The following is a 13,188-nucleotide window of genomic DNA, read 5'->3' as shown; positions in this document are numbered from 1 at the left end:
ACAGAACCGACAAAAGCTACCTTAGGCCCTTGTGCGTGCCCGACTTACCTGAGAAAGGCGGAATTAAATGGAAAAAACCGCCGCAATTTTTGAATCAAAAATTAAGGTCGTCGAGGATTATCTGCTACCGCCGCGGGTCCGGCGCGAGGATGCTAGCACGAAAATTTTAGCGCGCGTCGGGGGGGGCTTCCCCTTCCATGACGGTGCGCGGCTCGAGCTGGGTATTGGCTCCGGCGGGAGTGATTGTTTGCAACTGGACGGGGCCGGACAATTCCGCCACCGCCGCGCGAAACTCGCGCGGGCTGGCGATGGGTTGCTCTCCCACGGCGGTGATAAACATTCCCGACTGCAAACCCGCCGTGGCGGCCGGACTTCCCGGCGTGACATGCAAAACGGCGACCCCGCCGCCACGAAACAGCGGCAACCGGTTCACCCGTTCAAAGTCGTCCGGCAGCGCTGTCGCAAAATCGATCCCCATTCCCCGCCATAGCGCGGGAGGAGTAGTGATAATCTTTTCCCCTTTTACCGGATATTTGGTCAACTCCACCGCCAATGCCAGCGGACGCTGGTTACGCACCAACCGCACCGGCAATTTTGTCTCGATGGGAAACTGCCCCATCCGCAGGACCAGATCGTCCGTGTCGCGCAGTAATTGTTGGTCAATATGCGTCAGCAGGTCCCCCGCCCGCACCCCCGCTCGTTCGGCGGGCGTCCCGGGAACGACCTCGGCAATGCGAACCCCTCCTTGGCCCAAATCACCCGGCAGGTTTTGCCGCTCAGCTTGGGTTAGGTTTTCTGGTTTGACCCCCAAGAATCCGTATTCGACCTCGCGGCCTGCTTTGAGTGTCTCGACCACGCGGCGAAAAGTTTCATTCACGGGCAAGGCATAACCGGCCGCCTGTTCATAACCCGACAATGCCGCCTGCGCGGTGGTCAGGCCGATCATTTCGCCACGCAGGTTAATAAGCGCGCCGCCGCTAGTCCCCAGATTGAGCTTCGCATCGGTTTGAACCAACATTCCATAATGGTACAGTTTATCGCGTCCCGCCTGCGGCTGCGTTTGATCCACGGGAATTTTTCGACCCAGGTTGGCAATCAGGCCCCACGCCGCGCTGGCGGAGCCATCCTCCGCAATGGCATAGGGATTCCCCAGCGCGATGGCGAATTGCCCTTTTTTCAGGGCGTTTCCATCCCCCAGGGGCATGGGTGTCAGGTCGGTGGCCGCGATCTCCAGCACGGCCAAGTCGCTGCGCGGATCAGCCCCCTTGATGGTGGCGCGGTACCGCCGTCGATCCGGTGTGGTCACCCAATGCTGGCTATTCAGCCCCACCACATGATAGTTTGTCAAAATCAGGCCGTTCTTATCAACCACGATGCCCGTGGCAAACAAATCTGGCCGAAAATCCGGGCTATCGGGGTCATCCAACGCCCGTAACAGCAGTGGTTGTTGTGGGTTGGCACCATTTGCCAAATTAGGAGCCCGGGCAGGCGCGGGCTGGGGATCGACCCGGGCGATGGCAACCACGGATTTTTCGCATTTGGCAATGGCGGCGGTCAGTTCCGCTTCCCAGGCGGCCAGCAGTGCGGAATTGGCCGCCGAAGCGGGCTCACCCGGTTGGCCCAGGGCGGGCCAAATTCCCACCCCTAGTCCATTCGTCCCCAGCAGACCAGCTAAAAACAGCCGCCACCCCCACCAAGGAAAGCGTGTCAGTACAATTTTCATCATAGGCCCCGCGCTAAAGTTGCCGGATTTGATTAGCTCTTTTTTACAAGGCTAACATGTATCATACGGCGGCACCCAGAGAGTTCCTAGTCAGTTTGTCCTAGCGAAGATGACGGGGGGGGGTGGGCTGGGACTTTGGGCGGGTGACAGATATAATGACAATTGTTGCGGGGGAAATGAGCGGGAGCAGGTTGACACGGGGACGGCAAGAATTCCACGGGATTCACGCCTGGGCCTGAAAACAGCGGGAGTCGTGACCGATCCTAGTCAACTGTCATCATATTTTAGCCGCAACGCGTCTCGCATCATGGCCGTCTTTGAAACTTGGGAATGGTTGGCAGATCCCGCCGCCGCCAGCGCGACCCTCAAACCATGGGGTGTCCAAGACATACCCCGCGCCGTGGCTAACTTGACCGGCCTGGCCCAACGGGGCTTGCCGCCGGAATTGCTGGGGCGAGTGTGCCAGCAACTACTGGCGGAGCTACCGCAACTGAGCGATCCCGACCGCGCGCTGAATAGTTTAGAGCGTTTTGTCAGCGCCGCGCGCAATCCCCTGGGCTTGGCTAGCTTGTGGGAGCGCGAACCGGAATCGCTGGGAACGCTGTTGCAAATTTTTGCCGCCAGCCATTATTTGGGCGAGCTGCTGATTAGTGATCCCGAAAGCTACGACCTTTTACGTATGACCGCGGGCGAAGCGGTGGCCCGCGAAGTCTTGATTCAAGAAATCACCAGTGAAGTGCTTTCCCTGCCGGACGAGCGGCACGTGCTGACCGCGCTGCGGCGTTTTAAACGGCGGGAAACCCTGCGCATTGCCTATGGCGATATCATTCGCGGATTGCGGCTAGAGACCGTGACGCGGCAAATATCTTATCTGGCCGATGCCCTGCTGGAAGCCGCGGTCCTGGCCGCGGAGCAAACCTTATTGCGAAAAAAACAAACGCCCAAGGGAACAACCGTCGCTCCGCCCCGTTTGGCCGTGCTGGCGTTTGGCAAACTTGGCGGTAATGAACTGAATTATTCAAGCGATATTGACCTGATGTTTGTCTATGAAGCGGCGGCGGGACAGAACCGCCTGGCGGCCGCGGCGGCTCAGGAATACTATGATCGCCTGGCCCGCGAAATTGTCCGTTTGCTGACGGAATCGACCGCGCTGGGTAGCGTGTACCGCGTGGATCTGCGTTTGCGACCCGGCGGGCAAAGCGGCCTGGTTATCACCAGTACCGAGGCCGCGCTACATTACTACGACCTGTCGGGCCGGACCTGGGAGCGCCAGGCGCTAGTCAAGGCTCGCGCGGCCGCAGGAAATCTGGCGGTGGGACGGGAGTTTCTTACCCGGCTAGAGCCGTGGATTTATCGCCGCTATCTGAGTCGGGCGGATATCACGGGCATTAGCGCGCTTAAGCGTCGGATCGAGGGCCGGGCCCGCCGCGCCGGCGGCGAAGCCACCGATGTCAAAAGCGGACGGGGGGGCATCCGCGATATCGAATTTGTCATTCAATTTCTGCAATTACTCAACGGGGGGGATTTGCCCCGCGTTCGCACGACTAACACCCTGGCGGCGATTGTCGAACTGGAAAACGCTGGCTGCCTGACCAATCAAGAACGCGTTCTTCTGGAAGAAAACTACACTTTTTTACGCAGGGTGGAGCATTATTTGCAGATCATGTACGACCTGCAAACGCATCGCCTTCCCGCCCAACCAGCCGAATTGCGGCGGTTGGCCTTGCGGCTGGGCTACGGCGAAACCCCCGCCGGAACTCCACAATCGACGTTCATGGCCGACCTAGAGCGTGTGACCCAACTCAACCGCAAAATCCTGGACCATTTGCTGCATGATGCGTTTGTCGATGATGAAACCTCGGCGCCGGAAAGCGATCTGATTTTTGACCCCGATCCCAGTCTGGAACTGATTCACGAAGTCCTGTCCAAATACCGCTTTGCGGACAATACGGCCGCGTATCAAAACTTGCTGGCCCTGGCGCATGAAAGCGTGCGGTACCTGTCACAGCGGCGGTGTCGACACTTTTTGGCGGCGATCGCCCCGCGGTTGTTGGCGGCCCTTTCCGCCACCGCCGATCCCGACGCCACCCTCAAGAATTTGACCCGCGTCAGTGATCATTTGGGTGGTAAGGCGGTATTGTGGGAACTTTTTAGCTTTAACCCCCCCTCGCTCGAGTTATATGTCGAATTATGCGCCTCAAGCCCGTATCTGTGCGACCTGCTTACGCAAAATCCCGGCATGATCGACGAATTACTCGATAGCCTGCTGTTGGATAAACTTCCCACCGCCGGGCAACTACGCCAACAATTGCAAGAACTGGCCCGCGGAGCCGAGGATGTGACTCCCATCTTGCACAGCTTTGCCAAGGCCGAACGCCTGCGCGTGGGCGTGCGCGACATTCTAAACAAGGAGCCGGTCGAGCGGATCAACGAAGCATTGTGCAACATCGCCGAGGCGGTCCTAAGCCAGATCGCCCAGACCGAATTTGACCGCTTGACCGCAAAATATGGCGAACCGCAATTAGCCAGCCAATCCGACGGCGGAGGTGGGGGAGCGGAATTGATCGTGGTGGCGTTGGGCAAATTTGGAGGGCGGGAACTCAACTATCACAGCGACCTGGATTTGCTGTTTTTATATAGTGGCGATGGAGGCACGTTTCATGCGCGCAGATCTCGACGCAGCGGCGAAACGACCAGCAACCAACACTTTTTTAGCGAACTGGCGCAGCGGATTGTAAAAACCGCCGGAACCCTGGGACCGCACGGCAAATTGTACGAGATTGACGCCCGCCTGCGTCCCACCGGCAAAAGCGGACGGCTGGTCACGTCCCTGGCTGAATTCCTGCGTTATTTTGAAGCGGGGGAAGGTCAACTGTGGGAACGGCAGGCACTGGCGCGGGGACGGATTGTACATGGCAGCGCGGCTTGCCACGACGTGGTGCGACAGACCCTGGCGGCGGCGATGTACGCCCACCCCTGGCGTCCGGAATTTGCCGCGGAAATTTATGAAATGCGCATGCGCATGCAAGAGGGAGCCACGGATTTAAACCTCAAGCGGGGACCGGGGGGGGTCTTGGATGTCGAATTCATCGTGCAACTGTTGCAGCTAAAATACGGGGGAGAACTGCCGCAAATTCGCGAACCCAACACCCTCGCGGCCTTGGGGCTGTTGCGGGAACATCGGTTACTGACGGCCGACGATTGTGATTACCTGACGACCAGTTATCAGGTGTTGCGCACGATCCAAGGCCGCTTGCGTTTGATGAATATGACCGCGCTAAATGACCTGCCGCGACAACCGGCCGAATTGGCCAAACTGGCCGCGCTGTTGGGCTACCCGGATTCGGACAAATTGCTGCGGGATTGCCAGCGCTTACAAAGAGAAAATCGCTTGCGGTTGCAGCGCGTGGTGCAACAGGCGGGACGAGGGGCGTAAGATTCAGGAATCAACCGGTAAACTTATTCCCTCGGACAACCCAGCGTGGAATCAGCCAGTCGGTGATTTACGGGACGCACGCTTCTTGTTCCAGCACGGCTTCCACCACGCCTCCCCAGGCCTGGCCGGCAATCTCGGGCAAAAAACGCCGCCGAATCAATACTTGACCCTGGCTGATCAGTTGCCGCGCCGCCACGGGATGATTGACCGCCCAGCGTATTCCCTGGCAAAGGTCCTCACCCAGCCACAATCCCCCGGCCAATTCGGTATAAGCGGGAAGCGGGTAGGCCAAGACCAAACGTCCCGCGTGGATCCCCTCGACGGCGCGATTGGGACTTTTGACTAGTTTTTTTTGATCGGGCAAACTGGGCAAGAGAACTATGTCACATTCGGCCAGGGCTTGCCAGGTTAGGGCTTGGCTCCAGGGGAGGGCCTGGATTTGCAAGCGCGGACCGGTGGCTTTTTCCAGGATCCGCCCAAACGGGTTGTCACGCACGGCGGCTAAATCCGTAATTAATCGCAACTCGAGCGGAAACATGACGGATAGCTTTTGCAATTCGGGCAGGCAGGGGGCCACGGTGTCAAAGTTGACTGGATGGCCAAACCAGGCCAAGCGCAGCGGGCGCTGGGGTAAGTCGGGATTAAACCGGGGAACTCCCCCCGGTCCTTCGAGCGGATCATCGATCTGGATGGCGCTCCGGCCGGTTCGCTGGCGAATGAGTTCGGCCATAGCCCGCGTGCTGGCGATGACGCCATCGGCCTGGGCGCACAATTCGTGATAAACCGGACCCAGCGCCGGATGATCAAAATGGTCGTCACACAAATCGACTAGCACGCGGGATCCTTGCGCCCGGGCATAACGCAAGGCGGGAACCGCGTTTTGGGCAAAGACTTTGGACAGAATCACGACATCGGCGGGCCAGTGATCATGGTCCGCCGCGTCCGAGCCTTTTTCCGCCGCGGCTAATTCGGCTAATTGCTCAAATCGGAGCCAGCCGACATGCTCCCCCCGCTGGTGCAGCTGCCGCGCGGGGGCCAGAACGCGGTAACGCACACTGGCCAATTGACAATCCCACGTTTCGGGCGTGTTCCCCGTGATTTCCGCCGAGACAAGCCAAGTGATGCGCATAAGAGCGAATAAAATAGAGGAACTCAGCCCGACGCGTCAACAAGGGAACACCAGGAACCACATTTAACTGAACGTGAGACTCCCAGAGCCACTGCACGGAACTGGCAATTCGTCAAGGGACCTGAAGAAGGCCCTGCCTTCCACATTAGCGCCGTCGCGGGATGAGATTCCTCACGGAAAAGGGCGCAACCTACATTCCCGCGCGGGAGCGGCTCTCCAGGGCCTGCAGTTCCTCGCGGGCTTTACGCTGCGCGGGATCCAAGGTTAAGGCCTGGCGAAACAAGGTGCTGGCTTGCGCGGTTGATCCGTGCGCGGCGTGAATCCGTCCCATTTTGATCAGCACTTGCGGAGAATTGGGCCGAATCCGCAACGCTTGCTGAAAGCACGCGAACGCCGAGGAATGGTCGCGGGCATGTTCATATATTTCCCCCAGATTCAAATGCGCCTCAAACAGTTCGGGGTTGATCTGCAGCGCGCGTTTGAGCGTATCGACCGCGTCGGCGATATTTCCATTCAGCCACAACGCCGTGGCGAGTGTATTTTGCAAGCGGGCCTCCGTGGGGAGCAGCTCGACGGCGTTCAGCGCGGCGGCCACCGCCGGTCGAATATGACCCAATTGCAACTCGCAAATGGCTAGCATATTCCAGGATTCGGCATGGCGGGGAAATTCGCGCGTCAGCTTGCGAAAGCCCAAACGCATCCCCGGCAAATCCCCCGTCTGCTGGCGGGCCATGCATTCGGCAAATTGCTGCTCCACCTCGCGCGGGGCTGTTTTGCGGACTTTGCCGGGAGTATCTGGCCAGCCCATGATAAAGTCGTCGACAATCCGGTCGAGAATCACCCCTCCCAGGCTTTCCAAAAATTCGATCACGGCGTACGGTTGCTGCCCGTAATGTTTGACGCCGTGCAGCTTGTCCTCAACAATGATCACCGGTTGGTTGGCGGCCAAAGTTTTGGCGGCTCCCTGCAGCACCGGCAATTCAAACCCCTCGGTGTCGATTTTGATAAAATCGACTTCCTCCAGCCGAAAATCGTCCAGCATGCCCAGGGGGATCAGGCCAGCCTTGCCCGGTTCGACATGTGTGGCGCCGGAATGCGCCTCGTCATAAGAAAAACTGACCGCGCCATGCTCGTTGCCTAGCGCGATCGGGATGATCTGCAACCGGTCGCTCACTACGTTTTTTTCCAGGCAAGCGCGCAGTTGGGGGAGCGGCTCAAACGCGATCACGCGCTGAAACTTTTGGACCAGGGCCTTGCTCCAAGTCCCCACATGCGCGCCGATATCCACGGCCGTGCGCCAGTTGGTCACAAACTGCAGTGCCCGCTGCAATTGCTTCGACTGGTATGCCCCACCTGTTTGCCGCAGATACGCGGGCATGTGCGCTTCATGATCAGGCAAAAAAATTCCAGCAATTTGTTGCATGGCCTGCATCCTGTAAATATTCGTGGGCCAAACCGGGGGGGCGCGGAACAACCCTCGTGGCTGTTCGTGATGAATAAAAAAACGCAGCTTGCTAGCACGAAACCGCCGGGCAAACTGGCGCGATAAGAATGGATCGCGCGCAATGGTACGTCATCCGCCGTTTAGATTTATCGGCCGCATAATCGGCAAACTTAACCCAGATTGCCAGTGATAAATGCGCTGGGCCAACTCGCGTGACTTGGCAAGCCGTTTTCCCGGGTATCCCGGTTGAGGTGAATTAGACTCCTGGGATTTTCAACTTCAGCCGGAATTATTCTTTGATCGAAATCTCTCCCTCTGTTTTGCCCGGCAATATTAACTGCTCCGACCCGGGAACCACATATTCCCGCGGTCCCATGGTATCCCCCAACCCTGGCGGACAAAAACTAGGGGGCAAAAACGGCCCATAGCTGTGAAATCCCGGTGTGGATTGCAAAGGCCCGTGAAAACCATGAAACGGTCCGTAAAAAAATTCGCCATAGCGTGGCCCTAACGGCACTCCCCGGGGAAAGCGCGCTCCCCACGCCCAGCTTCCCCGGCCTGGCCCCCAACCGCTCCATCCACCCCAAGGTCCCACGGCAAACGGTCGACTCCAAACTGGTCCAAAGCCCCAGCGCGGCCCCCAAATTGGACCTCTCCACCCTCCCCAAGGTCCCCAGCGAGGCCCCTGCCAACCCCACCCCCCCCAGGCAAGCTGAGGCTGGTGAAAAAAGATCGGATCCCAACTGGAGAGCGTCGGAGGGATAGCCATTTCAGCGGGAAAGTCGCTTAGTGTCGGCGGTAATGCGGTGGCGTCAATTTCCCACTCCATATTCAGAGTGGCGGGATATCGGTTGGCGGGGTTGTCGGATGCAGTGGGTCCATAATAGGGGTCGTAACGGCGGCTGATCTCTTCGCCAACCGTGGGTATCTGCCCCGTGGCGACGCTGGCCAGGGAAACGCTAGCCACGACGGCGATGGCGCATGCCCAGCGGATCACAAAGTTATGTTGATGAGGGACCATAAGCGGCTGGACCGGGCAAATAGCGGGTATTCCTTGTGAAGGGGGGGACTCTCTTTTATGCTAATTCAAAGTTGGCGAATTTTTTCCAACCGGGCGAAAAAACGCCAAAAACTACCGCGCTTGCCCCGAAAGTTGCCAAAAATTCATGAAATCCCCCCAATTTTCGGTCCGTTTGACCAAGGAAGAGCTGATTTTTTCGGCGGCGCATTTTATCACGTTTAACGGCAATATTTGCGAGCGGCTGCATGGCCACAACTACCGCGTGGCGGCGGAAGTTCGCGGCCCCCTGGACGAAAACCACTATGTGTATGACTTTATCGCGCTCAAGGAAACGTTAAAGAACTTGATCGCCGCTTGGGATCATCATGTGCTGCTGCCGCTGCACCACCCACGGATTCTAGTGCGGCAAACCGACGGGGAAGTTATCGCCACGTTTGAAGAGCGGCGGTGGGTGTTTCCGGCGGAGGATTGCGTGCTTTTGCCGGTGGCGAATACAACGGCGGAATTACTTGCGGCGCACTTGGCCGAACAATTGGCCGCGCGATTGCGCGCGCTAGATCATCCGTTGCCGCTAACCCTGGCCATCGGCGTCGACGAATGCGCGGGTCAATGGGCGTGGTGCGAGATTCAACTATGAATTAAGAATTAAAAATGAAGAATTGATTTGCAGTCATTCTTCCTTCTGCATTCATCCTTCTGACTTTGTTAAGCAGGGGGCTCGCTGAGGTTCCACCCCGCCACCCGCGTCTCACGCCCCTGTCCTACCCACGCCCGCACCGCCGAGACCATCGGCGGCTTTGTGTATTTTCGCCCCTGATCCCTAACCCCTATCCCCTGACCAACGGCTCCACGCTAACGAGCACATTTTTGAAGGCGGGTGTTTTGGACTGGGGGTCTAGTTTGCGCGGGACGAGCACATTGGCTTCGGGATAATACATGGCCGCGTTGCCCGGCTTGATATCCGTAAATTCCCAGGCTAAGACGCCGGACATTTGGCCCACGTCACTGGTGATTAGCGCTGGTTGCGCGTGTTGCAATCCCAAACGCTGCATGTCACTGGGATGCATTAAAATCACATTCCGCCGGTCAATGCCGCGATAAATGTCGTAGTCCTCGTAGACCACCGTGTTAAATTGCCCTTCGCTGCGAATGGTCATCAGCCGCAAGAGATTTTTTCCGTTAGAGTCGCCTCCCGCCAATTCCGGGATTTCGGTTAAGGGATGCAATTGTGCCCGGCCGTTGGGCGTGGCAAAGCGGGGCGTATGAAATGTCCGCCCGGGAATCTGAAATTCCTGTTTATTCCCGCCAATTTGCTCCATCTGTTCCATGCCGGGAATAATTTTAGCGATTGCCTTGCGAATTTGCTCGGCGCTGCGCAAGACCCGCCAATCGAGCGGCCCATTCCCCCCGTGGTTTCCCAGCACTTGTCCGGCTAAATCCGCGACTAACTCGATTTCGCTTTTGGGTCCTTCATGCCGACGGGGGCCGCCGTCGCTCAGCCGCACATAGCTAAACATCGACTCCTGCGTGGTCGGTTCCGGCTCCTCGTCGCGGGCGAGTGCCGGTAGGATAAGGGTCTCCCGCCCCAGGCCGTGGGCGTGTCCGGTATTCAGCGTCGTACTGACATACGTAATTAGATCCAGTTTGGCCAGCGACTTGCGGGCAAATTCGGCGTCCGGATTTGACCCGTACAGGTTTCCCCCCAGGCAAAAACCAAATTTAAGCTCTCCGGCCAGCGCGCTTTCCATGCAGCCCATCGTGTCTAGGCCCGGCGAGGTTGGCAGGCGAACGGCAAAGTGATTTTGCAATCGGTCAAAGACAGCGTCGCGTAGTTTGGGGGTCACGCCCATGGTGCCGATCCCCTGCACGTTGGAATGTCCGCGAATCGGCAGGAGTCCGGCATGGGGGCGTCCCACCATGCCGCGGAGGAGCGCCAGATTGGCGATGGCGCGGACATTTTCCACGCCGTGGACATGGTGCGTGATCCCCATCGTCCAGCTAAAGACGGCGTTTTTTGCACGTGCGTAACGCGCGGCGATATCGTCGATTTGCTCGCGGGAGACCCCGCTTTTGCGGACGAGATCATCCCAGGCGTGTCCAGCCAGACTGGCTTGTAATTCGGGCCAATGGTCGCAATGCGCGGAAAGAAATGCGGCATCGATCGCGCCCAGTTCCACAATTCGCTTGGCCACGGCGACCAGCAGCGCCAGGTCTCCGCCAATATGTGGCTGCACATACAGGTTGGCAATTTCGCTGCCAAAGAGCATGCTGCGCACATCGCTGGGGACGCGAAAGTTCACCAGTCCCGCCTCGATCAGCGGATTGACCACAATGACCTGGCCCCCGTTCCGCCGCACGGTCATCAGCGTGCGCATCAACCGCGGGTGGTTGCTGGGGGGATTTCCCCCGATCACAAACACCAGATCGGCTTTCTCGACATCTTCCAACTGCACCGTCCCCGCGCCGCTGCCTATGGTCTGGGTCAGCCCGACGCCGCTGGCCTGGTGGCAATAGTAACTGCAATTGTTGACGTTGTTGGTCCCATACAAGCGGGCAAACAACTGCAGCAAAAACGCCGCTTCGTTGGAACTGCGCCCGCTGAAATACCAAAAGGTCTCATGGGGCTCAAGCGCGCGGAGCTGTTCCGCCAATTTGGCGTACGCCGCTTCCCAACTGATGGGCCGGTAATACTGCTCGTTTGGCCCCAGCAGTACCGGCTGCGTCAGTCGGCCGCAGACCTCCAGTTCGCGCGGGGTAAACTGCTGCAACTGCGGGATGGAGTACGTTTTCCAAAATTGCTCGCCAATGGCCCCCTGCATGTCCGAGACCATCGCCTGCAGCGATTTCTTGCACACTTCCGGAAAATGCCCCGCTTCGTTGACCATGCCTCCCTGCTGGCCCCCCATGCCCAACGCGCAGGTTTTGCACGCGTTTTTTGACCGCATGGCGCGCCACAGCTTCCACAGGCCACCCGCCTCGCGCGCTTTGCGCCAGGTGTACCACACCGCTTGCCAGCCGCCGCCATGATTGGGTTTACGCATGGTTGAAATACCGTTCAACGAATTCGATAAAAATCAGACCGAGGGTTCCGATTGCTCGACGGAATTGTCAGGAGATGGCAGATCCGGATGAGGTGTAGGTGTATCGGCGGCGGGAGCCACGCGCATATGGGGCGGAATACGGACCGGCAGAGGCTGCGGCTTGGTTCGATTTTGGTCAAGTTCGGCAGCAATACGGACCAACAGCCGGTCCAGCCCGGCGCCCGTGACCGCACTGAGTAGCATAATATCGTCGCGCGCCAATGCCACCTGAAATTCCCGCTGAACCTCGGCGGCCGCGGGAAGTTCGGCCTTGGAAATTACGATAATTTCGGGCCTTTGGCCCAACTCCACCGCGTATTCGGTCAGTTCATGCCGGATCGCGCGGTAGTTTTCTAACGGCTGCGTGCCGTCCGCTGGCTCCGGTTCCACCAAATGAACCAAAATTCCCGCCCGCTCGATATGGCGCAAAAATTCATGACCCAGGCCCACGCCCGCGCTGGCCCCTTCGATCAGTCCGGGCAAGTCGGCCATGACAAACGAGCGATCAGCGTCGAGTGTGACCAGGCCCAGGTTGGGATGCTTGGTGGTAAAGGGATAGGCGGCGATCTCGGGCCGGGCGCGCGACAGCCGCGAGAGGAGCGTGCTTTTACCGGCATTGGGTTTGCCGACCAGACCGACGTCGGCAATGACCTTGAGTTCGAGAATGAGTGTCCGTTGCTCTCCTTGGCCGGGAGGGGCGGAGTCCCGCGGCGCACGGTTGTTGGCAGATTTAAAATGGGCGTTCCCCTTGCCCCCAATTCCCCCCCGCGCGGCAACCACACTTTCCCCGGGATGCACCAAATCCTTGAGCACCAACCCGGTCGCGGCGTCGATCACCAAGGTGCCGGGAGGAACGTCAATCGTGACATCCGGCGCGGCCCGGCCATGGCAATCCGAACCCAGTCCCGGCTGGCCATGTTCCCCCCGCCAATGTTTCTTATGGGCGAGCGCGGCCAAGTGATTCACGCCGGTTTCGGCCCGGATCAGGATGCTGCCGCCATCGCCGCCATTCCCCCCATCCGGCCCGCCACGGGGGACAAATTTTTCACGGCGAAAGCTGACGCACCCCTTGCCGCCGCGACCCCCTTGGACTTCGATTTGAACGCGATCAACAAACATGGCATCTTTTCTAGGCAGAGTGTGTAAAGATGTATTATGCGGTAAACGAGCGTGCGGGGCTAGGTGGCGGGACGAGGAGCAGGGTGCACAAAACCGCCGATGGCATGGGCGGGTCGCGGTATCGCGGGTGAGAATTATCCAGGTAAATCTCGCTCAGATAGAGCTATCACTTTTTAGCACCTTCCACATATTCAGCAGCTCATAATTTGTCATTCTCCCTCTTCCTCTTTCCAAGA

8 protein-coding genes are annotated in these 13,188 nt (G+C 58.6%); 2 read left to right on the top strand and 6 right to left on the bottom strand.

Going from position 1 to position 13,188, the window contains the following annotated elements; translation table 11 throughout:
- Nucleotides 1-166 precede the first annotated feature (166 nt).
- Entirely contained in the window at nucleotides 167-1,726 is a 1,560-nt protein-coding gene (locus tag SFX18_14505; protein ID MDX1964361.1) for a trypsin-like peptidase domain-containing protein, read from the bottom strand.
- A 250-nt stretch (nucleotides 1,727-1,976) separates the two neighbouring features.
- Between SFX18_14505 and glnE the strand changes: the two genes are divergently transcribed.
- Nucleotides 1,977-5,159 (top strand): bifunctional [glutamate--ammonia ligase]-adenylyl-L-tyrosine phosphorylase/[glutamate--ammonia-ligase] adenylyltransferase, encoded by a 3,183-nt coding sequence (glnE, locus tag SFX18_14500; GenBank protein MDX1964360.1) that lies wholly within the window; start codon nucleotides 1,977-1,979, stop codon nucleotides 5,157-5,159.
- 67 nt (nucleotides 5,160-5,226) lie between these two features.
- Here the strand turns inward: glnE and SFX18_14495 are convergent, their stop codons facing one another.
- The 3 genes from SFX18_14495 to SFX18_14485 form a co-directional block, all read right to left on the bottom strand.
- Nucleotides 5,227-6,288, bottom strand: coding sequence for a hypothetical protein (locus SFX18_14495; GenBank protein MDX1964359.1), 1,062 nt, complete (start codon nucleotides 6,286-6,288; stop codon nucleotides 5,227-5,229).
- A gap of 190 nt (nucleotides 6,289-6,478) precedes the next feature.
- On the bottom strand, nucleotides 6,479-7,711 hold the full coding sequence (locus tag SFX18_14490) for an FkbM family methyltransferase (protein MDX1964358.1): 1,233 nt from the start codon (nucleotides 7,709-7,711) through the stop codon (nucleotides 6,479-6,481).
- A 310-nt stretch (nucleotides 7,712-8,021) separates the two neighbouring features.
- Entirely contained in the window at nucleotides 8,022-8,753 is a 732-nt protein-coding gene (locus SFX18_14485; GenBank protein MDX1964357.1) for a hypothetical protein, read from the bottom strand.
- Between the two features lie 145 nt (nucleotides 8,754-8,898).
- Here SFX18_14485 and SFX18_14480 point away from each other — a divergent pair, with 145 nt between their 5' ends.
- On the top strand, nucleotides 8,899-9,390 hold the full coding sequence (locus SFX18_14480; GenBank protein MDX1964356.1) for a 6-pyruvoyl tetrahydropterin synthase family protein: 492 nt from the start codon (nucleotides 8,899-8,901) through the stop codon (nucleotides 9,388-9,390).
- 190 nt (nucleotides 9,391-9,580) lie between these two features.
- On the opposite strand, the gene SFX18_14475 is transcribed toward SFX18_14480, so the two are convergent.
- Nucleotides 9,581-11,794 carry an FdhF/YdeP family oxidoreductase gene (locus SFX18_14475; protein ID MDX1964355.1) on the bottom strand — a complete coding sequence of 738 codons (2,214 nt, stop codon included), beginning with the start codon at nucleotides 11,792-11,794 and terminating at the stop codon, nucleotides 9,581-9,583.
- Between the two features lie 33 nt (nucleotides 11,795-11,827).
- Entirely contained in the window at nucleotides 11,828-12,952 is a 1,125-nt protein-coding gene (gene obgE / locus SFX18_14470; GenBank protein ID MDX1964354.1) for a GTPase ObgE, read from the bottom strand.
- Between the last annotated feature and the right edge of the window lie 236 nt (nucleotides 12,953-13,188).

Source organism: Pirellulales bacterium (assembly GCA_033762255.1).
Lineage (GTDB): Bacteria > Planctomycetota > Planctomycetia > Pirellulales > JALHPA01 > JANRLT01.
The sequence above is the reverse complement of the archived record's forward strand: the minus strand, read 5'-3'. Positions and strand labels throughout refer to the sequence as shown.

Bases quoted from the DNA above. Each gene is read 5' to 3' on its own strand.
- SFX18_14495 (MDX1964359.1), bottom strand. From the start codon at position 6,288: ATGCGCATCACTTGGCTTGTCTCGGCGGAAATCACGGGGAACACGCCC.
- SFX18_14485 (MDX1964357.1), bottom strand. From the start codon at position 8,753: ATGGTCCCTCATCAACATAACTTTGTGATCCGCTGGGCATGCGCCATC.
- SFX18_14505 (MDX1964361.1), bottom strand. From the start codon at position 1,726: ATGATGAAAATTGTACTGACACGCTTTCCTTGGTGGGGGTGGCGGCTG.
- obgE (MDX1964354.1), bottom strand. From the start codon at position 12,952: ATGTTTGTTGATCGCGTTCAAATCGAAGTCCAAGGGGGTCGCGGCGGC.
- SFX18_14480 (MDX1964356.1), top strand. From the start codon at position 8,899: ATGAAATCCCCCCAATTTTCGGTCCGTTTGACCAAGGAAGAGCTGATT.
- SFX18_14490 (MDX1964358.1), bottom strand. From the start codon at position 7,711: ATGCAACAAATTGCTGGAATTTTTTTGCCTGATCATGAAGCGCACATG.
- SFX18_14475 (MDX1964355.1), bottom strand. From the start codon at position 11,794: ATGCGTAAACCCAATCATGGCGGCGGCTGGCAAGCGGTGTGGTACACC.